This is a genomic window from Paenibacillus mangrovi (assembly GCF_022898935.1).
Taxonomy (GTDB): Bacteria; Bacillota; Bacilli; order Paenibacillales; family Paenibacillaceae; genus Paenibacillus_AQ; species Paenibacillus_AQ mangrovi.
On sequence record NZ_JALIRP010000007.1, the window covers coordinates 67,797 to 91,758 of the forward strand.

The window sequence follows — 23,962 nt, forward strand, 5'->3', positions numbered from 1 at the left end:
TTATAGATTGCAGCTTACGCATATTTTCGGACAATCATATTAATTTCGTCCTCTGCCTGCTTTAATGCCTGTTCTTCAGACAGGTCTCCCTTAATACATGCCCTCAAGGCATTCCACAAAATATCTTCCGTTTCCGGATATTCAGCAAATTTCGGTGGAATAACTACACTTTTGGCCATTGTCTCCTCTAGAAATTGCCAACGTAGTGCCTCGATGGTTCCAGGCTGCGAGATGCCCTTCTGCCGATCCATAACGGAAAAACGAACTGGCACATGCCCACTGTCTGCATCAATCATCTGACGTTCAGGCGAGGTAAGATACTTGAGCAGCTGAACAGCCTTCTGCGGATTGCAGCTGGCGGTCGTCACGGCAAAAGAATGACTACCACAGTAAACCGCACGTTTACCTGTAGATCCTTTCGGCAAAAGTGCCAGGCCATAACAGTTCGCTACTTGACAAGCTGGGTCGCTCAGTAGACCAAAATAGCCCGGCCAATCGGCTACCATCAAGCTGTCTCCGTTTCGGAAACTTTCAGATACTTCGTCATAATGCATATCAGGTAGATTGGCAGGTGTTAAACCTTGCTGATATAGCTCTTTTAAATATTTAAGTACTTTAATTCCGGCGGTACTATTAAATGCCGACTGTAATTTTTCATCGAACAGCTTCCCACCTTCACTCATCAATAATTCGAAAAAGGTACCAAACAAACCGGATTCCTTGCCTGGGTATACGAAACCTGTATAACCTGCAGCTGTAGCGCGTTTCACTGTTTCCATTAGCTCTTCCCAGCTATCCGGAACCTGTAATCCTAGTTCTGCAAATCGATCCCTACGGTAGAAAAGTAGTCTAGCATCAAAATTTCGTGGAATACTCATCAGCCCGCCATTCACCCGCGCCAATTCAACCAAAACTGGTGATAAATCCTGAAGCTCTTCCTCTGAGAAGTATTCATCCAGAGGCAACAAATGTTCTGCTTGGGAAGGGGCATATTTCGTATGTGTGGAGATCAGATCATATTCAGCTTTCCCTGAAGAAAACGCTTCCTGAACGTGCCGATTTAAATCCGGATGAGGACCTTTGAAACCGACTTCTACCTTAATTCCTGTAGACTCCTCGAATGCTCCAAGACTACTGTAGAGCGGTTCATAAGTCGGCCCATCAACAAGAGCTACCTTCAAGGCATTGTCGACCATTTCTTTCACATCCCTTTCCATATGTATTTATGAGCAATATAATACATCATACACGATTTTATAGCTATCACATCTTCATTTTCATTCTCCGGAATCCAATAAAACCGAGACGCCATATCTCCAAATATGGCGTCCCTCTCTACAAAATCTACTGAAACCATTCTTAAGCGCCAACATGAAACAATGCGACGGAGCGAAATGTTCTAAATCCTGCCATTTCAATTGCTGTGGGGTCGGCTTTGCCAGCAAATGTTGGTTCATCCTTGTATCACTCCTCTAGATTCCTTCATGATCATGGGAATGAACTCCGTGCTATAGATATCATCCTCCTTTACAAGAGTAATGGCGAAACCAATTCTCTTGCAAGGAGGATTTTTTTCAACAAATAAGCACTCTCCTGAAATTTACTCTGGTGCTTTACCAGAAGAAAGTGTATTATATGTATCTGTCAGTACTTTTTATATATTAACCAGTGACTTTTCAAAATATTGCAGAAGGGGTTTATCATCATGACCAAACATAAATTAGGATTCTGGATGTTAACCGCCCTCGTGGTCGGCAACATGGTAGGTTCCGGAATCTTCATGCTGCCTCGATCTCTGTCGCAAGCGGCGAGTCCTGCCGGGGTCATACTTGCCTGGGCCGCTACAGGACTCGGTGTACTCATGCTTGCGCTTGTCTTCGGCAGTCTGGCTGTCCGTAAGCCTGAGCTCAGCGGAGGCCCACAAATCTATGCGAAGGAGCTGTTTCCTGAAGGTTCGCACAGATCCCTCTTGGCCGGCTTTATGTCCACATGGGGATACTGGATCGGCAATATCGCGGGTTTTGTGGCGGTTATTACGACGTTCGCGAGTTACCTGTCCACCTTCTTCCCGGTACTTACCAGTAACAAGGAATGGCTAACCATCGGGAACTTCACATTAAAAGCGGGCAACGCCCTGACGTTCCTCGTCTGCTCAGCTCTGCTGTGGGGAACGCACGCCATCTGTCTAAAAGGCATAAAGAGCGCAGGGCGGTTGAATTTTATCGCTACGATAACCAAGGTCATCGGATTTGCGCTCTTCATTGTGATTGCTCTCTTTGCATTCGAACAGAGCAAAATTGGGCCCTTCCTGGCTCCGCGTACCAATGACAGCGGGGAGACGCTGGGCCTACTCTCTCAGGTTAACGCGGCCTCGATTGCAACGCTGTGGGCTTTTATCGGCGTGGAATCCGCAATGGTCTTTGCCGCACGTGCCCGCCGCAAGCAGGATATCCGCCGTGCGACCATCGCAGGGCTGCTGATCGCCATCGTGCTGTATGTCGGCATCAGCATTCTGACGATGGGACTACTGACACAGGACCAACTGATGGCTTCCCAGAACCCGCTGGTGGATGGTATATCCACCGTACTGGGCCCTATCGGCGGCAAGCTGCTAGCAGGCCTCGGACTGATCAGTCTGCTCGGATCCACGATAGGATGGGTGCTGCTGAGTAGCGAGGTGCCGTTCCAGGCGGCCAAGCTGGGCGTGTTCCTGCCGTCCTTTTCCAAGGAGAATAGCAAGGGCATGCCGACGGCATCACTCTGGATTTCTAACGCACTCGGCCAGATTTTGCTGCTGTCCACGATTTCAGGTTCCATCTCGTCAGCGTTTGATTTTATCATCTATATCGCTACGCTCGCCTATCTGTTGCCTTATCTGATCGCATCTCTCTATCACCTCAAGCTAACCTGGACGGGCGAAACCTATTCGTTGCAAAAGGAGCGGGTGACCGAGGGGATCATTGCGGCTTTGGCCGCCATCTACTCACTGTGGGTCATCGTGGCGGGTACCGCGGATCTTAAGACATTCCTGCTTGGACTAGCACTCATTGTCAGCGGCATCCTATTTTATCCGTTTCTGCTGCAATATCAGAAAGTCCAAAACAAAAAAATGTAAGCTTAGCGTTGAATGCAGGAAAGGCGTCCATCATGAGATGGGCGCCTTTTTATATTGGAATAATACCACCACATTTCCCCCTCCCCAGCATCATATAATGTTAAAAATATGACGTACTTCGGAGGTCCCACGGAATGGGCAATGTGCTGAGCACAGTAGATGAGGAAATCGGGCGACTGACGGCATTCTTGATTCAGAAGCAGCAGCAAGATGGATCCTGGCATTTTTGTTTTGAGAACGGGATCGTTATCGATGCATATGTCATCATTCTCTTTCGGATATTGAACGTACAGAATGAAGCCCTGATCAGGCAGCTGCATGACCGCATCCTTAACGAGCAGCAGCAGGGTGGCTTCTGGAGCTTGTATCCCGATGAGGAAGAAGGGAACTTATCCGCATCGGTTGAAGCCTATTACGCCCTGCTCTACTCCGGGCACAGCAAAACTACAGACGAGCCAATACAGCGGGCTAAACGTTATATACGATCCAAAGGCGGTCTTGGAAAAGTCACCAGCATTTTGACGAAAGCTATCCTCGCCGCTACAGGGCAAATTAAATGGCCCTCAACGATCTCATCGATCCCACTTGAGATACTACTTTTCCCAAACTATTTTCCCATTAACTTTTTTGAGTTTTCTGGCTACTCAAGGGTTCATCTTACTCCTTTGCTTATCATGGCCGACCGGCGTTTTTCGATCACAACAGCTCATGCCCCTGATCTGTCAGATCTCTTGGATCCGCGTTTTGATAAAGATGAGCCAATCACCCAAGGATATCAGGAAATGCAGGACGACATCCAAACAGGGTTAAGCAGACTCATTGGCACCCCCCGCTATATCCATGAAGCCGCTACAACCAAGGCGGAACAGTTTATGCTCCAGCGTATTGAATCCGACGGTACCCTTTACAGCTACGCCAGTTGTACGATTCTCATGATTTTCGCCTTATTGGCATTGAAATACGATCAGCAGCATCCGGTCATCACGCGCGCCATTCAGGGGCTCACCGCGATGCAGTGCCGTTCTGACGATAAAACAACGATGCAGAACTCCCCTTCTACCGTGTGGGATACTGCTTTGATCGCCTACGCTTTGCAGAGTGCCGGGACTCTCAGTGATCATGCGTCAATTCGACGTGCTGCTTCGTATCTACTGTCCAGACAGCAGCATAAACTTGGCGATTGGAGCATTCATAATCCGAATACAGTACCCGGTGGTTGGGGATTTTCCGAGTCGAATACGATCAATCCGGACGTGGATGACACAACGGCAGCTTTACGGGCCATTCATAGCTTGTCGAATACAGATCCAACGTATCAGGAAGCATGGAATCGCGGATTGAATTGGGTTTTATCCATGCAAAATAAAGACGGCGGATGGCCATCTTTTGAAAAAAACACCAACAATGAAATGCTCTCTTGGCTCGCCATCGACGGTGCCAAATCCGCTGCCATTGATCCCGCGGAGGCGGATCTTACCGGTCGCACCTTGGAGTATCTCGGAAACTTTGCCGGGCTTGATGCACGACACGAATTCATCAAACGGGGAAGGAAATGGCTGATTCATCATCAAGAGAGAGATGGTTCGTGGTACGGAAGATGGGGCGTTTGTTATATCTATGGTACGTGGGCTGCATTAACAGGTTTACAGGCTGCAGGCCTTCCGGCAAACCATGAAGCGCTGCAAAAAGGAGCCAATTGGCTCTTAAGCATACAAAACGCGGACGGAGGCTGGGGAGAATCCTGTCAAAGTGATCGGCTTATGCGATATGTACCTTTAGTGGAAAGCACACCTTCTCAAACAGCCTGGGCACTTGACGCACTTATCGCTGTTCAGCCGCAGCCAACACCAGCCATAGATCAAGGAACTCTTAGACTTATCACATCTCTGCATGAAAATGATTGGAAGTCTTCTTATCCGACAGGCGCTGGCCTCCCAGGCAACTTTTATTCCCACTATCACAGCTACCGGTATATCTGGCCGCTTCTTACACTTAGTCACTACAGAAGGAAATACGGGAGTTCGTAATAGAACTCCGATTGCGGGAGTCTTCTGGAACACATAAACCGCCAAGAATGGCGGTTTATTTTAAATACACATCGTATCCCCTATCAATTTGCCAATCTGAAAAAGAGCTCATGACTTAACCTGGTCAGCCCGGTCATTTAACTATTCTTCCAGAAGTTTGGCCCGAAGCGCATTAAGCTCAGGCTCCGTCAAGCCGATCGATGCCAAGTAGTTCTCTGCTCCGCCATATTTTGCCTTCAAATGCTCCAGCATCATGATCATGTTACCGGGATCGCTGCCGAGAAACTTGTCGTAGCTCTCGTCGGGTAAGCCTTCAGGCTTACCCTTGCGCAGTTCCTCCATCAACGGAGCAATGCATTCCCCAGTCAACGAGTAGTCGGCGATAATCGTTTCCTCAGGCACTCCCGCTAAACCGAGGAGCAGCGCAGCCGTAACGCCTGTGCGGTCCTTGCCTGCGGAGCAGTGGAATAATACCGCCTGGCCGCCACCCGAAGCCAGCAATTGGAAGACGCGCAGCAGTTCTGGTTGTACGTTGTCCAGCATATCGATGTACAGATCGCCAAGGGTATGAATATCCTTACGGTTCGTCGTAGCCGGATTAACTAGACTTACATTGTAATAAGCAACTTCATTCGAATCAGAGAAAACATTTTTGAATTGCTTCAGTTCATGTTCGTGTCTCAAATCGATCACAGTATGAAGCCCTCTAACAAGCAGAGCTTTCTGATCGTCTTCTGTTAGCTTGTGCAAACCGTCAGCCCGATAAAAACGTCCCCAGTGGATTGTTCGTCCATCCATCGTGGAGTAACCCCCGAGATCACGGACATTGTATGCGCCTGATAACGACAGGCGTCTTTCTAAGGAATGAGTGACTGATGACATTAGCGCAAACCGCCTTTCACGAAGGAATCGATAATTTGTCTTTGCAGCAGTAAATAAATGATGAGAACCGGGAGACTTGCAATTGTTGTTGCTGCCATCAACGGTCCCCACATATTTGCATCCGAGGACATAAACATTTGCAGCCCTTTTTGCATCGTGGAGTGTTCCAGTTTATTCGTCACCAGAAGCGGCCAGAAGTAATCGTTCCACGATGTAATGAACAGCAAAATGCCGATAGAAGAGATCGAGGCTTTCAAATTCGGGACAATCGTGCACCATAACACGCTCCAGTCTGATGCCCCGTCCAGACGAGCGGCTTCTATTAGTGTTTTCGGAAAAGCCTTGAAGGCGTTATACAACTGCATAACCGCAAACGCTGAAACGATATTGGGAACAATCAGCCCGGTTAAAGTATCCTTCCACCCCAGATTGCTAATCACGACGTAGTTCGGAATCATAATCACCTGGAAAGGAACGAGCCATGTCAATCCGATCAATCCGTAAATAATACTGCTGCCGCGAAAATTCCAACGGGTAAACGCATATGCCGCGAGGATGCTCGTTAAAAGCTGCGCAGCCGTCTGGGAAATGGCGACCAGCATCGAATTACCGATCATCCGCGCCATCGGGATAGAATTCCATGCCTGAATATAGTTGTCGAAAGTCCAATGTTTTGGCCAAAGGCTGGCCGAGAACACTTCTCCTTCCGTTTTGAATGAAGTATTGATCATCCAATATAGCGGAAACACGGCCAAAAAACATAGCGCGATCAACATTGCATGCTTGAATAACGTGGAGGCATTGATTTTTTTCATACTCATGGTCGTCCCCTCCTAGTCGTCAAAGAACGAAAGCCGTTTGGACAGTTTCATGAAACCTAGTGCGATCAAACCGAAGCCGATAAACAGCACGACAGCGGCCGCAGAGCTCCAGCCCACTGCAAACGTTTGGAAGCCGTATTGCCACAGCAAATAGTAAATATTTGTGGTTGATCCGAGTGGGCCGCCTTGTGTCAATACGTTGATATAAGAGAAGCTCCACTCCGATGCGAACAAAATGCTCAGCATGGACATAAACAGAATGGATGGTGAAAGCAGTGGCAGCGTAATGTGGCGAATGATCTGCCAGCGGTTTGCGCGATCGATTTTGGCTGCTTCGTAATATTCTTTGTTAATACCGGTCATCGCCGCAGAGAATATTAAAGTGCTAAACCCGATCAGCTTCCAGCCCGTAATAAAAGTGATAGAGTATATCGCCCACCGCTCGTCAGTAAAAAACCGAATCGGTTCGTCAAGTCCGAAGTATTGGAGCGCCTGGTTCAAAATGCCGTTCGTAGGGTGCATAATCCAGCGCCAGACCGAAGAAACGGCTACCGGAGCCATGATCATCGGGATGAAAATCAGAGCTCGATACACGTTACGAGATCGTTTGCCGATGTTGTCCGTAAAAATAGCGATAAGGAGAGGCAAAATCAATGAAAACGGAATAACGCCGATCGTATAGATAAGCGTATTCTTTAGGGCGTTCCCCATTTCCGGCAGCGTAAGTAAATTTTCGAAATTTTGCCATCCAACGTAGGTTTTCGGCGAAGTCGGAAGCAGATTCCACTCATAAAAGCTAAGTTGAAATGTTTGGACCAGCGGACGGTACACCCAAAACCCTAACGACAGCACGACTGGGAGCAAATATAAATAGGGCTTGATGCCGCTCATACGGATTCTTAACGCTTTTCGTTGTTTCTCCCGCGGTTTCGACCCCGTTTTTGAATTTGGTAAGACCGGCGAAGTCGTCGTATCATAATTCACGTGCTTTCTCCTTTCATGAGTAAGTAGAAATTCTTGAAGGCTGAAGGAGTCCACTCCTTCTGCCTTCAAGCCACATCATTATCGTACGAGCGCCTGCGCCCGGGACTGCGCTTCTTGCATAATGGCTATAACATCATCGGTCGATTGGGTCGCCTTTTGAACTGCTTCTAGCAAAATTGTTTCAATCTGATACCAGTTCGGGCCGGGATAGGATACCCAAGGCGTAAGACGATCGAGCTGTTCCAGGTTCGGCTTAATCAGTGGATTTTTCTCCACCCATCCTTTCAAGTACTGAGGGTCATCGACAATCGCCGGACGAAGCGGCAAATAGCCAATTTCGGATGTAATGATCGTATAACCACGTTCACTGGTGACGAATTTGAGGAATTTCCAAGCCGCCTGCTGCTTAGCCGGATCGTTCGACAGAATGAACAGCGCGCTGCCGGAGTTGACCGGAGTCGTTGGCTTACCATCAAAGGAAGGCATCGCAGCCGTCTTCAGTTCCCAGCCGCCAGCCTCGGACGCCGACAGAAACGCGCTTTGTAATGCGCTGGTAAAGAGCAGCATACCGACTTTCCCTTGGCTGAACGCCTCGATAACTTCGCCGTCGTTAAGCTTGTCGCTTGCGCCGCTGCTGACCATATCCTGCCACATCTGAATGGCGCCGACCGCCTCCTTGCTCCCGAATTCAATCGTCTTCCGGTCGTCGGAAAGCACTTTGCCGCCATTACTGCCGATGAGCGCTTGAATGATCCAGTCGTTACCAACCGAGCCACCGATATGAACGCCGGAAGCCTTCGTTTTTTCGGAGATTTGAAGTGCGTACTTCTTCACTTCCGCCCACGTGGTCGGAGGCTTATTGGGATCAAGTCCGGCTTCCTCGAACAATTTGGCATTGTAAAATAGAACCGGCGTACTGAACGTAAACGGCAATCCATATGTTTTTCCGTTCAGTTGTCCGAGCTTCAGACCATTTGGTGAGAAGCCTTCGAAAGTTTGCGACAGCTCGTCCGCGGGAACGATGTCCTCCAGCGGTTTTGCGCCAAAATTATTGGCAATGTAATCTAGACCGTCAAAAACGAGCTGCGCAACGTCCGGAGGCGATCCTGCCGCAATGTCGGCCTGTACCTTAGCGGTCATATCAGGCGAGGCGACCGGAATGCCTTCAACTTCGATATCCGGATTGGCTGCTTCAAATTCATCAATCAGCTTTTGTGTGCCTGCCTTTTGTGACGCTGTTGCCAGATTGTAGCTGTAAAATGTAATCTTGGTCTTATCACCTGAAGCTGCTTTGCCTGCTGATTCGGACGTGACAGTAGTAGATCCATTTGCATTAGAGTTCCCCGCATTGTTCGTTGCCGAGTTCCCGCAAGCCGCGGTTGCCAGAATCGTTAGAGACAGCAAGCCTGCCGTCCATATTTTTTTGCCAGCCATGGATTTATACCTCTCCCTTTTCGGATTGAGCTAATTTTTTATTTATGGTCAAGTGTGAGCAGGATCCTTTTTCAAATTGTATTCGAACAAAAGCTGATGTTCCCCCGGTAAGTAGCGTGGTTGAACGGCCATTTGTCCGTTTTTGACCGTGACGAGATTGTAGCCGCTGTTGTCGAGAAAGATCATACTATCCTGTGACGTCGGATCAAGTCCGAACGCTACGCCTGTCGCCGCACAGCTTGGAATGCCATTCAGACTGCCGATGTTGTGAAAATGAATGTGGCCGGAAAGCAGTCCGATGAAGTGACGACCAGTGATGACGTTCGCAAGTTCTTCGGGATTCTGCAGCAGATGGCTGTCCATTAACGCGGTCGGCGTTGCCGTAACCGGATGATGAAGCACGACGATACTCCCCTGTTCTGCTGGTTCGTTCAATGTTTCCGTAAGCCAGTCAAGCTGAGTTTCATCCAGATGCCCGTCATGCGAACCTTGAACTTGTGTATTTAGCATCACAATCCTGAGCCCACGTTCGACGAAGCTGTAGTAATATGACTCATCAGATGGTACTTCTTCCAAGTATCCTTCGCGAAATGGTGCTCGAAAGTCATGATTACCGAGGCCCACATGCACCGGAATACCCGCTTTCCGGGATTCTTCATCGATGAGGCGCTTCAGATGACGGTAATCTTCCAGGTCCCCATCCTGCGTTAAATCGCCACTGATCAAGACAAACGACGGTTTGGTCTTCAAATTTCGAATATCCTCGAAAACCGCGCGCAGCTTTGCCGTCATGTCAATACCGAACATCGGATTGTTCTTTTCCGGAGCGTTAATGTGAATATCCGTCAGATGTGCAAAATGAATGGTCTCCACGCCCATCACCCCTCCTTTTGTTCATGCGAATGAGGCGGATACGCAGCGACATCGGTCACTCCGTCCAAATGCATAACCCGGTAGGAAACGCTACCGCTGCGAACCGTAACCCACAAGATCAGGTTGTCGTCGGCTCTTCCGGTTCCATGTGCGGCGGCTCCGGTGCGGCCCAATTGAATATAAGTACGGTTGTCTTGTTGCGAATATTCGAGCGAGTGGAAATGTCCGGCAAAAACGGTGTACGGCCGATCAGCAAGTAGTTCTTCGAGGCGGGCGAATTCCACACTTTCGGCCTTCCAGCCCGGCTTATGCATGCTGACGAAGGTATGCTTGGCGTCTGCATTTTCCGTCAGTACCTTCTCGAAAAACGCAAGCTGCTGCGCGCTGATCCCTACATTGACATGATTCATTCCCTGTTGTTGTTCCGGCGTCAGAAGGCTTATGATCTCATCGTAAAACTCCTTCATATATTCCATCGTGCGTTCGGGCTCTTGGTGGACTTTTTCTGTCGAACGTTTGACGACATCGATGAATTCGTCCGGCATCGCATCAAACGGATCTTCCGTGTTCAGCGTTAGAAATAAGGAGTCTCCGATACGGAAAGCATAGTAGTCCATCCCTTTGCGCTCGCGCCATACGTCGACCATAGCCTGCGTTCCGTAATCGTGATTGCCAATTGTCTGGAAGAAAGGCAGGCTGGTTGCCGCGATTTTCGCGTCGATGTATTCCCATTCTTCACAGGCCTTCGCCGCATCTTTCCAGTAGCCCTCGACCAGATCTCCGACAAATAGAACAAAATCCGGACGCAGATCCTGAAGCAGTTCCAGTCCCTTCTCAAACACGCCAGCTGTCATCATACCGCAGCGGTCGCCCATAACGGCGAAGGAGAAATCGTTAGTCAAACCTTCGGGCAATTGCCCAAACCAAGGTCGCTTGTCTGTGGCAATCCGGCTTTCGTCTATAAACATTTCAATAAGTTTACGTTCCAATTGAGTTGTCAATTTCCATTCGCTCTCCCTTCGGTTTTGAAAACTCGTTACAAGATGATTATGCAGGTTGTATGTAAGTTGTGTGTTAATCGAGTGCATCACTTTTGTTAATTTATTTCAATATAAATAAAAACGAGCCCAAATAAGAGCTCGCCTTGTACACCTTATATGATTCCGTTCATGATCAGATCTTCGTATGTGACCGTGTAAGTCTCCAATACCGCTTCTCTGGCTGCTTTCAAATCTCCCTTGACCAGCGCTTCATACGCCTTGCGGTTCGATTCCAGTGATTTGTGCGGCTTGTACTGGGGATATTGCTTGCGGTAAGAAATCATTTTGAATAATACCTTGCCTCTCGACTGCTCCATTACGCTCAGCATATGCTGGTTATGAAGCGTACGAATAATCGTTTCGATAAACTGCAGGAAACTCTCATAATAGGCAGGTACGTTATCGTCTTCCTTTGCCTGAATTTGGCGCTCAAGATGCTCCTGGAGTGTATGCAGATCGAAGGTGAGCTCTCGTCTCTCCGCTGTGTTGATGACGTACAGCTGCATCGATATCAGCATTTCGAGTATTTCCGCATATTCACGAAAGGAAATTTCCTTCACCAGCACTCCACGCCCTCGGAACGATTCGACAAACCCCTCCGTCACCAGCAATGAGATAGCGGCTCTGATCGGTGTCCGGCTCATTTGCAGCTGTTCAGCAAGATCATTTTCTGACAACAGCGTTCCGGGCAAATATTCTGCATAAATGATTCTGCGGCGAAGTTCCTGATAGGCCCTTGTTTCCAATGTTGGGGAAGACATTTCCTCACAAATCCTTTGCTTTTTTTAGTTTAATGTTAGCAAATCAGACCAATTTTGAAAAGACCGTCTCCAACCTGACCTAAGGATGTAGATTAGGAGAGCTAAAACTTAGGTGGATGATCTTAATACTAATAGGCTGTTGGAAAGTGGTTTTGCTATACATCATTTCTCTAACGCTAATCTGAATGCCAAAAGTGTCATCAGTATTGTTATTGGTGCAAGTATCATTTTTTCAACAGAAACCACAGAGGCAAAATTCCCGATTGTATTAAGTGAAAAATATCCAAACATTATCCATATACCAATATTATTAGCTTTCATGAATCTTTTAGTTTTTATGTAACCTATTTTTATTGAGATAACTAAAATGAACATTATTGTTAAAAATAACGCTATGCATTCTAAGATCATTAAAGATGATGAATCAACGATTTGCCCGCCCCACACTGTTTCATAAGGAACGATTCTCAACAGTATTAAAATATGAAAAATGACCAATAATACCAAAGAAATAACTAGTATATTTCCTGATAGTCTTGCACTAATGAGTTTTTCCATTTATCCTCCTCTCGTAATAACCAGGTTTATTCTCTTCGCCCCAATTGGATGTAAGGTTGTTGTAATCAGGACGCCCCAGTCATTTAATTTTGTCAAAATAAATCAATCTCAAGATCTGTTATTTCGTTAGAATCCCATTCATCTGTTATCTCTAAATGCCAAGATCTTTGCAATCATTCTAAATTGTTTTCTTCTATCCATTTGTGTAGTTTTTCATATGTATTTCTAATTTCAGAATTAGCACCTTTATGTCTAATGACTGCATATTTTTGTTTTGGAACTGCTAGAGAAACCATTCCATTAGGTACTTTTCTAATATAAGAAACGTTTCGGCAAATTATGTATCGGAATCGCATTAAGATTTGCGGTTGACTTGCCAGCAGGCAGCGTTCTTCTCCCTACTAGCTCAGTATACGCCGCATCTGCAACAACAGCTGATCAAATTATTGCTACAGGCAAGCAGTATCTAGGAGTCCCTTATAAATATGGGTCGAAATCCGGTGATACAAGTACTTTTGATTGCTCATCTTTTACTCAGTATATTTTTAAACAAAATGGTTATTTCGCTCCCACGTTCTTCCAAAGAACAATCTACCGTAGGCACATACGTGCCAAGGGATCAGTTACAGCCCGCCGCGTAATACCAACAAATGGACAAGCTGCACCGAAATCAGATTCAACAAACCAGGCTATGTTTCTCATCATCAAAACACACGGTCAACAAAGCCATAGAAATCAAGGTCACCGATCTGAAAATAGAGACTAATTGACTACAGATCCACAGGAATCTCCACTATAACTTCCGTTCTCGCTCCCTCTGTGCTCGCAATGGAAATCGATCCCTGATGCGCCTGGGCTATGGATTTCGCGATAGGAAGTCCCAGACCAGTGCCCCCCGTCTTTCGGTGACGTGAGCTATCAACCCGGTAAAAGCTTCTTGGCTCGCCATCGACGGTGCCAAATCCGCTGCCATTGATCCCTCGGAGGCGGATCTTACCGGTCGCACCTTGGAGTATCTCGGAAACTTTGCTTACGTGCAGACGTGCAAACAGCCTGGGCACTTGACGCACTTATCGCTATTCAGCCGCATCCAACACCAGCAGTAGTTCAAGGAATCCATAGACTTATCACATCTCTGCATGAAAATGATTGGAAGACCTCTTATCCGACAGGCGCTAGCCTCCCAGGCAACTTTTATTCCCACTATCACAGCTATCGGTACATCTGGCCGCTTCTTACACTTAGTCACTACAGAAGGAAATACGGGGGTTCGTAATAGAAAGAATATCTTCATAGGATAATGACCTGATTCAGCCAAAAATTCAGCTTAGCCAATGGCGCATACCAGGCCTTATAGGGACTAGGTTGTCATAACGATCAAATCGTAACGCAAGACTGATAATCTCCATCACAGTTCATGATGAGGCATTTGTGCAGCAATTCTTTGTCTTTTACTTTCCATGTATGTTCATGGAACTTAGGCCTTCGAATACAAGTATAGTTAAATTTGTCTGCCGCAAAAAATCTAAAGCCCTGTTCCCTGCAATCCTTCAAAAATAATGAATCTGAACCGACGACAATATCTGTCCGGAACGTTACATGATCAAATACGTTTTTTTTAACAACGAGAGTAGCTCCAGCGAGATGACTTACATACCTGTTTTGCCTATCTGGATACTTCAACGCCAAACATTTCTTCCTTTCAAAATAAATAAAAAATGCTCTCTTCCCCACAATATCCGCGTCCGATTCACCAAAAGCATGCATCATATCGGTCAAATAAAACGGCGCATAATAATCATCATCATCCAGTTTCGCAATATAATCATATTTTGCACGTGAAACGCCAAAGTTCAGACATGCCCCTAAATTTTGATCTTCGGGGACCTGATATACGGTAATCCCTTCATAAGTGGCAGCCTTTTCTTTCCATTTCGAGATATCCATTTCATTGTTATTCAAGATGATAATTAATTCTTTAGCGGCCCATTCCTGTCGGATATAGTTAGCAAATACATTTTCAATAAGATGCTCGCGCTTTGTGCAGGTGATGACAGATACAGCCTCATTCTCCTTCTGTTCCGCCAATTGTCTCCCAATAAATTGTTGAACTCTTTTTTTATATAAAGATATCGCAGACGGATCTTGCTGGACCGTCTTATAGTTCATCGGCAAATCATAGATTCTAGTGCTGACTTCCTTAATCCGATCACTTATTTTATGATTTACAGATATAAAAACTGTTTCCATCCCGTTGTTTTTGCAGTGTTCAAGGATCCGAAGCAGTTTGTTTTTATTAGATTTCCAATCTTTCGATGCAGATACCACTAGAAGAATATCGGGCTGTACATCTGCGATATGCTGTCTCCAGGATTTAAGATCGATTTGGTGTAAATCACATAGATCTCTGAAGCATTCCAAGCTGAATGGATCTAAAAAACCGGATACCCTTGTTTTATCCTTCATGTGAAATGGACACCTCTTTACAGATGAATGGCATTCCTCATTTTCTTAATCATTTGAATGCATTCATAGCTTCCACGACCAATTCCATTTGCTCTTCAGACATTACCGGGCTAATAGGCAGACTTAACACTTCATTATGCAGTTTTTCTGTTATTGGGTAGACGCGATCGTGCCACTCTGCATAGGCTTTCTGTTTATGAGGCGGAATCGGGTAATGAATTAACGTCTCAATTCCTTTCCCCCGTAGATACTTGGACAATTTATATCTGTCCATCGTCCGAATCACAAATAAGTGCCATACATGTCTGCTTACATCATTCCCGTACAATTCTGGAAGAACCACCTGTCGATTATCAATATTTTTTCTATAAAATTCTGCGACCAGACGCCTTTTTTGATTGTCTTCATCCAGATGCTTCAGCTTGATCCTTAAGACGGCTGCCTGGAGTTCATCTAATCTACTGTTCATTCCTTTATAGATATTTTCATATTTGATTTGAGAACCATAGTTCCGAAGAGCTTTAAGGCGCTCGGCTAAAACATCATTATTCGTCGTTACTGCGCCTCCATCTCCCATGGCGCCAAGATTTTTGCCTGGGTAAAAGCTGAATCCTGCACTATCTCCTAAACTTCCGGCACGTTTGCCTTTATAATAGGCGCCATGAGCCTGTGCAGCATCTTCGATCACAATCAGGTTATATTTCGCTGCGATCGATAATATTTCGTCCATCTCTGCGATCTGACCATACAGATGCACGACCATAATCGCTTTTGTCTTTCTCGTAATCTTTTTTTCAATTTCACTAGCCCGAATATGATAACTGTCCGGATCTGGTTCTACCAATACAGGCAATGCTCCATTGGCAGATATGGCTAGAATCGAAGCAATAAAAGTATTAGCAGGAACGATGACTTCATCATCTTTTCCGATATGGTAGGCTTGAATCGCCAGTTTTAATGCGTTCAGCCCATCTGAAACGCCTATGCAGTGCTTTACCTTGCAAAAAGCTGCATATTCCTGTTCGAAGGCCTTGACTTCGTTCCCTAAAATATACATACCGCTGCTTAGAACTCGTTCGAACGCATCTTCAATTTCCTGTTGGAAACGGGTGTTAACGGCTTGTAAATCAAGAAAGGGAACCACGTGTATGACACCTCTCTTCTATGATGTGATTCGCTCAAGTCCGCCGGTTTTCATTTTGTAATGACAACTGCATTTAGCACAAAATAAGCGATCATCCAATTTTTCTCCGCAATCGCAAATAAAGCTTCTGAATACGGCAGGATTCCCATACCACAACGTGTTATTCGGTATAGCCTTCGTCACGACGGAGCCCGCGCCGACCATGGCATATTTTCCAATATGATTTCCCGCGACAATCGTAGCATTGGCACCAATGGAAGCCCCCTGCTCTACAATCGTCTCCTCATATCTGTCCGGATAACATTTGGATCTTGGCCTTAAGTCATTGGTAAAAGTAACATTAGGACCAATAAACACGTTATCGTGGATGTGAACACCATCCCAAATATACACGCCGGATTTTATCGTCACGTTGTTTCCGATCCTTACATGACTCTCAATATAGGTATGGTCGCAAATGTTGCAGTTCTCCCCGATGACAACCCCTGAGGAAATGTGTGCAAACGCCCAAATTCTAGTTTTAGGGCCAATTTCCATTGATTCGACTAAAGCTTTCGGATGAACATAATATGTCATCGCTCCCACCCCTCATCCATTATCCTTTTGAACCGATGAATGATGTCTTTGCAGTGCCCTTTCTATCTCTGGCCAAACCTTTTGGAGCGTATTTTTGTACGAAAACCTCTCCCTGGCATACAGCATGCCTGTTTTAGCTATTTTTTGTCTTGCATTTTCATGTTTTAAATAGAAGGATATTTTCTCAATCGTTTCTTCAGGTGAGCCAGACACATCACAATGAACTCCAACTTGCAGTTTATCTCGGACTCCCGGTGTATCCGAAGTCAACAGGAAGGCTCCCGAACTCAAAATATCGTAGGTACGATTGCTGATCTGATCAAATACGTTTTGAGGGCTGATATTAATTTTGGCGGAGCTGTACACGATCGGAGTATGGTGGAAAGGCAATATGCCTTGCAATAGGTGAGCAGGCGGCTGCTTTCCAAAATATCGCACGGCCTCTGTATTCCATTTCTTCCCCCATATTTTAGTGTCGAATGGTTGATCGAACAGAGGAATAATTAAATCAGATAGGCTCTTATGAAGAAAAACATTTGGTTTGTATGAGAAATGATCGACAACAGATACCTCGCATGCATATCTGGAGTCGTACGGCATCGGCCTGTGAAATTCCGGTACAATGCCGACATCCAAGTAGGCAGCCTTAATTCCCATTTCTTTATATTTTGGAATGCAATCTTCACTTCTCGTTAATACAAAATCCGGTTTCGTAGCCGTTACATATTGCTTGGACCATCTCTCATACGATAAATAGTCCTCCTCGGCAAAATACACATGAAATAATTGATGTTGTTTTACAATTTCCGTCCTGAGATCCGAATTCCAATGCTCGATATCCCACCCCATATCGAATAACATATCTGGTTTATATGTTAGAATCGCTTCTTCCATTAAAGGTTTGCTTATCGTATTGAGATAATATACTTCATGGCCCATGGACTCTAATGCCCATCCTAAGGGTAGACGAAAAACATCATACGTCATTTGAGCGAGTATTCTCATGGGTTAAAATCACTCTGATCTGTTACGAGATATGCCGCTTCGAAACCTGTTAATTTCCTCCAAAACATCAATCCAGGATTTTCGTGGTAATAACCTGCATACATGATATAATCCAGTCCTTGAGAATAAGGATTGCCGGCATTACAAATCCATTCCATGACGGCAAAATGTAAACGATACATAATTCCATCATTCAAATAATCTCCATGACCGATAATAAGCGCGTAATAAGCAAGATTTCCAATTCGCTCCAAACAGATATAGGCAAGCAACTTTTCGTTCGTTACTACACTTCCTTGTTGATAACCAGGAATCGGTTTAAAGATCCCCCACATCATTTCGTAATGATTTGGGCAGCTAGGAAGCGATAACTTATGAGGCGCCGAAGGAGCTCCACCCATCTCCTCAACAGACTTTTTATAATAACCGGTTAAGGGTCCGCCACTGCGTATTTCCTTACTGAAATGAATCTCTACTATATCCGGTATGAACTGCTCTCTTACGAAAGGCTTGCAATAATAATCTTGCTTATCTGCTATTTGCGCAGTTCGTAAGGTACGACCCTTATTTATTTTCTTGACCTTCATCAAATAATGATCATACGTAAGATTCTTAACCGGGATCAAGGCTGATGGACACTGATCATTCGCGATCTGTCCAACCCCCAAATATCGTCCTATAACAAATTTTTGATAGACTACTTCTTTCGAAAATCTTTGACATTCGGGGGAGTGAATACAATGACCGTTATTTAATCGGAAATCAATGTTTGCCGTAGGGAACATAAAACTCACCTTCTCAAATAAAAATCATACGGGGTAATAAACGCGACATCTTTAGTGAGTAAGAAATCTATTATTTTTTCGAATTCCATAAAATCCTCCTTGCTCCATTCCTTCGGATGAACTTGCAGCACAAGGTAATCCCTTTGAGTCGTATAATGTTCTACAAACTTTGAATAATCGGGTTTTAAGGTCGGGTATTCGATGTCGCAGTACCTATACAGTACAAGCTTTCCGGACGGTTTGCCGAAAAGCCAGACTTTGATTTCATCGATTTGTTCGATCGCCTTTACGGTGTTATCATCAATCGCATTTCCGGGAGCGCCAAACGTTCGAAGGGTTATGCCCAGTTTCGTCTTCGCGAGTTGTTGTGTTTTCAGCATGTTATCGTATTGATATTCTGATGATGTATTCTGAAACTCATCAAACATTTCCCCCCGAACCTTACGCCCACGCAGCAGATGCTGGTACCCATGATTCCAAATTTCAAATAATCCAGAGGAATGAATCTCTTGTAGAGCATCGAAGTACGCGGTAACATCTGTTTCCAATGATCTGCCGATGATCCCGAGCGATGCTTTAATTTGTTTTCGCGAAATATATTCTATAAACTTGTTAAAACCAGCCGGTAACGTATGAACGGAGTCATAGATCAAATCGTCTGCTTTGAGAATGATCCATTGACTATCCGATTTGCTATCAGGCAAAAGAAACTCCTCCTCCGGGAACAAGTTCAATTTATTTGTGAATAATCAGCACTTGCTTCGGATAAATGATATCTTCTGTCAATCCGTTATTACTCTTTAGTTCATTGACCGTGGTTCCAAACTTTTTGGCTATGGACCATAGCGAGTCTCCCTTAGCTACGGTGTAGAAATCATAATCATAGCGCTCGTAATCTTTGTCGCTTGTTAGAATTCCATGTCTTTGTAACACATCAAGCATATATTGGGCGCGGAGCGTGTAAGTATCGTTGAGTACAGCAGCTCTTGCTTTTGCACGTATTTTCTCTCTTTTCTCCGGGTGATTCAGATAATAATGGACTAATTTAACTGTTTCTTCAGGTGAATTGGATATGACTAACTCCTTGCCAAGCCGGTACAAACGTCTTATTGCCGGTGTATCGGAGGTGAGCAGAAAACCGCCAGAAGCGAGAATTTCGCGCGTACGACGGGTCACTTGCGTCGTATAGTTTTGAAGCCCCAGAACAATAGATGCGGAGCTGTATACTTTGTTCGCTTCTCCATAGGGCAGGAACCCACGAATCCATTCCTTCGGTATGTCATAACCCAGGGTGTGCATCTCATCCCAGGATTTCCCCCATATATCCACACGAATATTAGATTCCAACAGAGGTTGTAGAAGCGTTTGAAGAGAATGATGGCGGTAATGCTGCGGCGAACTGCGAAGAACTTCCGGGTAAGCATTAGCAACAATGGCAATTGAGCATTTATATTTATCGGTTGCTTCCGCAGGATGATGTACACTTGGATGGTAACCAAAGTCCATATGTGCTGATGGGATCCCCATCGATTGATATAGAGCCACATTTTCAGGTGTCAAAGTAAAGACAAAATCCGGTTTCATCCGATGGATTAGAGGGATCGTAAACGTATGGGTAAAATGCGGATCTTCCGTTGCCCAGTACACCAGTGGAATTCGAAAAAGTTTAACATACTTTCTAATCCATTGCTGAGTTCGGACCTTTTGTTCTGACCCCCATCCCATGGTCAATATTAGATCCGGTCTATATTTACGAATAAGCACAGGTATGTTTTCTTCTGTTAATGGACCTGAAACCTTTAGTTTGATTCCTAAATCTCGAAATCCCTCAGGTAAACCGGTCACGTTAGCCCAGTTACTTTCAAAAAAAAGTATTCGCATTTCTTAGCACTCCATTTCAACGCAGGGTCTTCGAGTCTATAACAGAATAACATTTCCTTTATTTTCAATGTGGCTCGTAGCATTTCTAGTATCAATGACCAAGGGTGAATACTGGACGATGTCGTCGTAGGATATACAAGAATGATCTGTTAATATTAACGTACAATCACAAAGCTGTAGGTGCTCTTTCGTTAATATGGACCTCTTCAGAAGTTCTGAACTGAGTTTCAATTCCTCGATGTACGGGTCATAGAAATAAACCACTGCCCCTAAAGTCTTTAACCGTTCAATGATGGTTACGGCCTTGGATTCACGATAATCGTTGACATTTTTCTTAAAAGCAGCACCGATTACGAAGATACGGCTTTCATGAATTCGTTTCATAGGCTGTAACGACTCTTCTACCAAATGAACAATATAGCTTGGCATCTGTTCGTTGATCTTATTGGCTAGAGAAATAAAGTTAATTTCAAATTGATGCTGTTGCTTGGCTTTCCAGTGCAAATACAGAGGATCTACCGGTATGCAATGTCCTCCGATTCCCGGACCTGGATAATAAGGGGTAAACCCGAAGGGCTTCGTACCAGCTGCTTGAATGATCTCCCATACATCAATTTTCATTTCCTTACATACCATGGCGATTTCATTCATAAATGAAATATTGATGAATCGTTGGCTGTTCTCCAAAAGTTTGGTCATTTCTGCTGCTCTCGCGGAAGAAACGGCCACCACCTTGTCAAATATCGTCTCATAGACCTTCATACCTGCTTGCGTACAAAAAGGAGTCACTCCTCCAAGCACCTTAGGTATTTTTTCAATAGCCCACGTTTGCTGTCCAGGATCCACTCTTTCAGGCGAGTATACAAGGGCAACATCTTTGCCTACCTTTAACCCTTGAGATTCAATGACAGGCAGCAATTCCTCTTCCGTTGTCCCTGGATAAGTAGAGCTTTCCAGAATAATCACTTGTCCCGTATGGAGATAAGGGGCTGATGAGCGGATCGCTTCACGAATGTAGGTCAGATCCGGATTTTGACTTCGGTCTATTGGTGTCGGAACACAAATAATAACAACATCCACATCCGTGATAACGTCAAAAGATGAACCGACCTGAAAGCTCTCCTTAGCAAATAAAGCCTGAATATCCTTGTCTGAGAAATCGGATAAATAGCTTTTTCTGTGGAGCAGGCTATTCATTTTGTGCTTATCAATGTCAATTCCATAAACCATGCAGTCACCTTTATGAATAAACAGCTTCACGAGCGGGAGTCCTATATATCCAAGGCCTATAACAGCAACTTTTTGCCTTGGCGGCGCCATACAACATCACCTCTTATGTTTTAGGTAGAGCATTGTGCTAAACGGGCAAATTCTTCGATTTGGCCATATGGAAATCTACATATCCTGTTTTCGAATCTACCTCATAAATCTCCACCTTGGTTCCTTTGCAATCAAAAACGTATTTCCTTTCATCTTGTTTCTGAATATACTTTTTTTCATTTTTATAAATCCATTGCAGTTGTCTCGCCACGAGCTGCAGGGAGTGATGTTGGTCCACATACGTCTTCCCTTGTTCACCGCATCTTCTTCGTAGAATGGGGTCTTTTAACAATCGTGACAGTTTGTCGTACAGTGTTGCTGGATTGGCGGATATAATCGGCAATAGGGGGTCTAGTCTAAAACGAAGATCTTCACGAATATATGAAATGACTGCTTTACTCCTATTCATCGCTTCTACAGCAATATGGCTGTAAAATCCACACATGATTTGATCGATCACAATATCGGATTGGCTAATCACCGTGGCAATTTCATCAGGCGTTTTGTTAACTGCTCTCACATAATTAAAGCGGTGTCCATTCTCAGACAACTTATTTAAATTTTCTTCAATATACAGATACTCATCATAGAATGGATTAGGTACATGAACAATGAGGGGAACTTGCTGCTGATCCGAACCTGCCGGAGGTGTTAAATGTTTACAGCGAACAGCCAAAGGAAGAATATAGATTCTCTGATATGCTCCACTAACATACGGAACCATTTCAAAATTCGGCACAATACAAGCAGGAATATATCTACTGGCTTTCAAAAGATACTCAATTTCTGCTTCATTATGAAACTGATCTAACAACTGAAGATACGGATTATGCCTCTCTGCGATTTTCTTACTTCTGATTTCATAGCCCCAGTGATGCATCAGCCGAATACGATTCTCTTTACTTACATAAGTAAATTCTCTTCGATGACCCGAAAAAGTCTGACCTAGATGGAAATGAAAGATATCGCATTTCATTTTCTTGCGTTCAAATTTACTTAAGCGATCGATATCTGGATCTTTATAATGATAAACTTTATTTCCATTTCTAGATAATTCTTTGGAAAGCATCTTAATTTGGTCAGACATCGGATTTGGCGACATAAAAATGTTCATTCGCTCCCATATCCCCCCATACATACTATAATCATCACAAAAACGACGGCACGGCTACGATCGCTCCGACGAGAAAATTATCGCGAATCGCGATCAGACCGGCTATAGTTGGATCGGGGCTCCGCTCTGTTTTAGAGACGCATCGGATGCTTCGAGCATTCGGACAATCCTTGTACCTGAACTTGCATCGTTCATAGGCTGCCGATTGTTCTCTATACACTCCACCAAGTAATCGATTTCCTGCAGTAAGGCTTCTTTTTTGTGAACGACGGGAGCATGCATCTCCCCCATTCTGTAAGAGGCCAGATAATGATATTTACTTTCCACGGATTGAATCATGTCGACTCCGCGATTGTAGATTTTTAAGGATTCATCCGATAAAAGATCATTCCAAACGATCATGGAATGACTTCCTCCAATAAGGGTTTGTCGGATTTTCACAGGAGACAGCCAATTGACATGGATGTGGGCAATCATGTTGTTCTCATAGTAAACCGTAAGATAAGCGATATCCTCCAATCCTGTTGCATAATGCGATTTCCCAACGGCTGAGATCGCTTGAGGCTTAGAGCCTAGGATATAATCCATAATAGATAGGTCATGCGGCGCCAAATCCCAAATTACATTTACATCTTGTTGGAATAACCCTAGATTTACCCTGACGGAATCATAATAATACATTTCTCCTAGCCGCTTTTCGTCAATCAGCTGTTTGATCGTTTGAACAGCACCGGTAAAGAGAAACGTATGGTCAACCATCACGATTTTATTCTTTTTCAAAGCAAGCTCTATGATCATCTCCCCTTCTAAAGAGGTTGCAGTCATGGGCTTCTCGATCCATACATGTTTGTCATGATTCAGTGCATCAAAAGCCAACTCATAATGGGTACTGACTGGTGTAGCAATAACAACGACGTCGATATCCGGAGAACGTGTAACATCTTGAACAGAAGAAGAAAGTTCGGTCTGGGGATGTGCAAGTGCAGCAACCATTCGACGATCTTGTTTCAATTCGACGATTCGTTTCAGACAAACCCGAGGATGATTGGAGAAATTTCTAGCTAAGTTGGGCCCCCAGTATCCATAACCGATAATGCCAATATTGAGAATAATGTTCACCTTCTTCCGTTAGATCAGGCAATTAACATCATATCGATGGACTATCTTATGAATAAC

The 23,962-nt window shown here is 44.8% G+C and carries 24 protein-coding genes and 1 pseudogene; 4 read left to right on the forward strand and 21 right to left on the reverse strand.

The genetic code is table 11. The annotated features are described in order from the left end of the window. Window positions 1-14: 14 nt before the first annotated feature. Window positions 15-1,196 (reverse strand): extracellular solute-binding protein, encoded by a 1,182-nt coding sequence (locus MUG84_RS17435; RefSeq protein ID WP_244727041.1) that lies wholly within the window; start codon window positions 1,194-1,196, stop codon window positions 15-17. Between the two features lie 509 nt (window positions 1,197-1,705). On the opposite strand from MUG84_RS17435, the gene MUG84_RS17440 reads away from it, so the two are divergent. Together MUG84_RS17440 and shc are read left to right on the forward strand one after the other, a co-directional pair. After that, window positions 1,706-3,115, forward strand: a complete 1,410-nt coding sequence (locus tag MUG84_RS17440) for an amino acid permease (RefSeq protein ID WP_244727043.1) — start codon at window positions 1,706-1,708, stop codon at window positions 3,113-3,115. A 134-nt stretch (window positions 3,116-3,249) separates the two neighbouring features. After that, the gene (gene shc / locus MUG84_RS17445; protein WP_244727045.1) at window positions 3,250-5,142 is read left to right on the forward strand and encodes a squalene--hopene cyclase; all 1,893 of its coding nucleotides are present in this window, start codon (window positions 3,250-3,252) and stop codon (window positions 5,140-5,142) included. Between the two features lie 141 nt (window positions 5,143-5,283). Here shc and MUG84_RS17450 read toward each other — a convergent pair whose 3' ends face one another. From MUG84_RS17450 to MUG84_RS17490, 9 genes are all read right to left on the reverse strand, one after another. Continuing rightward, entirely contained in the window at window positions 5,284-6,024 is a 741-nt protein-coding gene (locus tag MUG84_RS17450; RefSeq protein WP_244727047.1) for a tyrosine-protein phosphatase, read from the reverse strand. Further along, window positions 6,024-6,845 (reverse strand): carbohydrate ABC transporter permease, encoded by an 822-nt coding sequence (locus MUG84_RS17455; RefSeq protein WP_244727049.1) that lies wholly within the window; start codon window positions 6,843-6,845, stop codon window positions 6,024-6,026. The genes MUG84_RS17450 and MUG84_RS17455 overlap by 1 nt, the downstream gene beginning before the upstream one ends. Window positions 6,846-6,857: 12 nt before the next feature. Then, on the reverse strand, window positions 6,858-7,829 hold the full coding sequence (locus MUG84_RS17460; RefSeq protein ID WP_244727052.1) for a carbohydrate ABC transporter permease: 972 nt from the start codon (window positions 7,827-7,829) through the stop codon (window positions 6,858-6,860). Window positions 7,830-7,907: 78 nt separating this feature from the next. Further along, the gene (locus MUG84_RS17465; RefSeq protein ID WP_244727054.1) at window positions 7,908-9,263 is read right to left on the reverse strand and encodes an ABC transporter substrate-binding protein; all 1,356 of its coding nucleotides are present in this window, start codon (window positions 9,261-9,263) and stop codon (window positions 7,908-7,910) included. Between the two features lie 48 nt (window positions 9,264-9,311). Then, window positions 9,312-10,136 (reverse strand): metallophosphoesterase family protein, encoded by an 825-nt coding sequence (locus MUG84_RS17470; RefSeq protein ID WP_244727056.1) that lies wholly within the window; start codon window positions 10,134-10,136, stop codon window positions 9,312-9,314. Window positions 10,137-10,141: 5 nt separating this feature from the next. Beyond that, window positions 10,142-11,137 carry a metallophosphoesterase family protein gene (locus MUG84_RS17475; RefSeq protein ID WP_244727058.1) on the reverse strand — a complete coding sequence of 332 codons (996 nt, stop codon included), beginning with the start codon at window positions 11,135-11,137 and terminating at the stop codon, window positions 10,142-10,144. Between the two features lie 152 nt (window positions 11,138-11,289). Beyond that, entirely contained in the window at window positions 11,290-11,937 is a 648-nt protein-coding gene (locus MUG84_RS17480) for a GntR family transcriptional regulator (protein ID WP_244727060.1), read from the reverse strand. A gap of 162 nt (window positions 11,938-12,099) precedes the next feature. Further along, window positions 12,100-12,495 carry a hypothetical protein gene (locus MUG84_RS17485; protein WP_244727062.1) on the reverse strand — a complete coding sequence of 132 codons (396 nt, stop codon included), beginning with the start codon at window positions 12,493-12,495 and terminating at the stop codon, window positions 12,100-12,102. Window positions 12,496-12,668: 173 nt separating this feature from the next. Further along, on the reverse strand, window positions 12,669-12,851 hold the full coding sequence (locus MUG84_RS17490; protein ID WP_342346128.1) for a GyrI-like domain-containing protein: 183 nt from the start codon (window positions 12,849-12,851) through the stop codon (window positions 12,669-12,671). A gap of 17 nt (window positions 12,852-12,868) precedes the next feature. Between MUG84_RS17490 and MUG84_RS17495 the strand changes: the two genes are divergently transcribed. Beyond that, window positions 12,869-13,261: an NlpC/P60 family protein gene (locus MUG84_RS17495; protein WP_244727067.1), complete on the forward strand. Its 393-nt coding sequence runs from the start codon at window positions 12,869-12,871 to the stop codon at window positions 13,259-13,261. A 4-nt stretch (window positions 13,262-13,265) separates the two neighbouring features. On the opposite strand, the gene MUG84_RS27670 is transcribed toward MUG84_RS17495, so the two are convergent. Beyond that, the gene (locus MUG84_RS27670) at window positions 13,266-13,535 is read right to left on the reverse strand and encodes an ATP-binding protein (RefSeq protein WP_425313236.1); all 270 of its coding nucleotides are present in this window, start codon (window positions 13,533-13,535) and stop codon (window positions 13,266-13,268) included. On the opposite strand from MUG84_RS27670, the pseudogene MUG84_RS17505 reads away from it, so the two are divergent. Beyond that, window positions 13,431-13,771: pseudogene (locus MUG84_RS17505) on the forward strand (hypothetical protein); the annotation flags it as partial. The gene MUG84_RS27670 and the pseudogene MUG84_RS17505 sit on opposite strands and share 105 nt — an antisense overlap. A 101-nt stretch (window positions 13,772-13,872) precedes the next feature. On the opposite strand, the gene MUG84_RS17510 reads toward MUG84_RS17505, so the two are convergent. From MUG84_RS17510 to MUG84_RS27525, 10 genes are all read right to left on the reverse strand, one after another. Further along, window positions 13,873-14,961, reverse strand: a complete 1,089-nt coding sequence (locus MUG84_RS17510; RefSeq protein ID WP_244727069.1) for a glycosyltransferase family 2 protein — start codon at window positions 14,959-14,961, stop codon at window positions 13,873-13,875. A gap of 49 nt (window positions 14,962-15,010) precedes the next feature. Continuing rightward, window positions 15,011-16,105 (reverse strand): DegT/DnrJ/EryC1/StrS family aminotransferase, encoded by a 1,095-nt coding sequence (locus tag MUG84_RS17515; protein WP_244727072.1) that lies wholly within the window; start codon window positions 16,103-16,105, stop codon window positions 15,011-15,013. Between the two features lie 18 nt (window positions 16,106-16,123). Next, window positions 16,124-16,681, reverse strand: coding sequence for an acyltransferase (locus MUG84_RS17520; protein WP_244727074.1), 558 nt, complete (start codon window positions 16,679-16,681; stop codon window positions 16,124-16,126). Between the two features lie 12 nt (window positions 16,682-16,693). Continuing rightward, window positions 16,694-17,686, reverse strand: coding sequence for a CgeB family protein (locus MUG84_RS17525; RefSeq protein WP_483310670.1), 993 nt, complete (start codon window positions 17,684-17,686; stop codon window positions 16,694-16,696). Further along, window positions 17,683-18,471, reverse strand: a complete 789-nt coding sequence (locus MUG84_RS17530; protein WP_244727079.1) for a hypothetical protein — start codon at window positions 18,469-18,471, stop codon at window positions 17,683-17,685. The genes MUG84_RS17525 and MUG84_RS17530 overlap by 4 nt, the downstream gene beginning before the upstream one ends. Window positions 18,472-18,476: 5 nt before the next feature. After that, window positions 18,477-19,175 (reverse strand): polysaccharide deacetylase family protein, encoded by a 699-nt coding sequence (locus MUG84_RS17535; RefSeq protein WP_244727081.1) that lies wholly within the window; start codon window positions 19,173-19,175, stop codon window positions 18,477-18,479. A 31-nt stretch (window positions 19,176-19,206) separates the two neighbouring features. Next, window positions 19,207-20,352: a DUF3880 domain-containing protein gene (locus MUG84_RS27335; protein WP_280521382.1), complete on the reverse strand. Its 1,146-nt coding sequence runs from the start codon at window positions 20,350-20,352 to the stop codon at window positions 19,207-19,209. Window positions 20,353-20,388: 36 nt separating this feature from the next. After that, window positions 20,389-21,672: a nucleotide sugar dehydrogenase gene (locus tag MUG84_RS17550; protein WP_244727083.1), complete on the reverse strand. Its 1,284-nt coding sequence runs from the start codon at window positions 21,670-21,672 to the stop codon at window positions 20,389-20,391. Window positions 21,673-21,709: 37 nt separating this feature from the next. After that, window positions 21,710-22,786 carry a glycosyltransferase family protein gene (locus MUG84_RS17555; RefSeq protein ID WP_244727086.1) on the reverse strand — a complete coding sequence of 359 codons (1,077 nt, stop codon included), beginning with the start codon at window positions 22,784-22,786 and terminating at the stop codon, window positions 21,710-21,712. Between the two features lie 102 nt (window positions 22,787-22,888). After that, the gene (locus MUG84_RS27525; RefSeq protein ID WP_244727088.1) at window positions 22,889-23,905 is read right to left on the reverse strand and encodes a Gfo/Idh/MocA family protein; all 1,017 of its coding nucleotides are present in this window, start codon (window positions 23,903-23,905) and stop codon (window positions 22,889-22,891) included. Window positions 23,906-23,962 lie beyond the last annotated feature (57 nt).

Bases quoted from the DNA above. Each gene is read 5' to 3' on its own strand.
- MUG84_RS17440 (WP_244727043.1), top strand. From the start codon at position 1,706: ATGACCAAACATAAATTAGGATTCTGGATGTTAACCGCCCTCGTGGTC.
- MUG84_RS17480 (WP_244727060.1), bottom strand. From the start codon at position 11,937: ATGTCTTCCCCAACATTGGAAACAAGGGCCTATCAGGAACTTCGCCGC.
- MUG84_RS17550 (WP_244727083.1), bottom strand. From the start codon at position 21,672: ATGGCGCCGCCAAGGCAAAAAGTTGCTGTTATAGGCCTTGGATATATA.
- MUG84_RS17555 (WP_244727086.1), bottom strand. From the start codon at position 22,786: ATGAACATTTTTATGTCGCCAAATCCGATGTCTGACCAAATTAAGATG.
- MUG84_RS17450 (WP_244727047.1), bottom strand. From the start codon at position 6,024: ATGTCATCAGTCACTCATTCCTTAGAAAGACGCCTGTCGTTATCAGGC.
- MUG84_RS27335 (WP_280521382.1), bottom strand. From the start codon at position 20,352: ATGCGAATACTTTTTTTTGAAAGTAACTGGGCTAACGTGACCGGTTTA.
- MUG84_RS17530 (WP_244727079.1), bottom strand. From the start codon at position 18,471: ATGTTCCCTACGGCAAACATTGATTTCCGATTAAATAACGGTCATTGT.
- MUG84_RS17455 (WP_244727049.1), bottom strand. From the start codon at position 6,845: ATGAGTATGAAAAAAATCAATGCCTCCACGTTATTCAAGCATGCAATG.
- MUG84_RS17490 (WP_342346128.1), bottom strand. From the start codon at position 12,851: ATGCGATTCCGATACATAATTTGCCGAAACGTTTCTTATATTAGAAAA.
- MUG84_RS17525 (WP_483310670.1), bottom strand. From the start codon at position 17,686: ATGAGAATACTCGCTCAAATGACGTATGATGTTTTTCGTCTACCCTTA.
- MUG84_RS17465 (WP_244727054.1), bottom strand. From the start codon at position 9,263: ATGGCTGGCAAAAAAATATGGACGGCAGGCTTGCTGTCTCTAACGATT.
- MUG84_RS17510 (WP_244727069.1), bottom strand. From the start codon at position 14,961: ATGAAGGATAAAACAAGGGTATCCGGTTTTTTAGATCCATTCAGCTTG.
- MUG84_RS17485 (WP_244727062.1), bottom strand. From the start codon at position 12,495: ATGGAAAAACTCATTAGTGCAAGACTATCAGGAAATATACTAGTTATT.
- MUG84_RS17435 (WP_244727041.1), bottom strand. From the start codon at position 1,196: ATGGTCGACAATGCCTTGAAGGTAGCTCTTGTTGATGGGCCGACTTAT.
- MUG84_RS17520 (WP_244727074.1), bottom strand. From the start codon at position 16,681: ATGACATATTATGTTCATCCGAAAGCTTTAGTCGAATCAATGGAAATT.
- shc (WP_244727045.1), top strand. From the start codon at position 3,250: ATGGGCAATGTGCTGAGCACAGTAGATGAGGAAATCGGGCGACTGACG.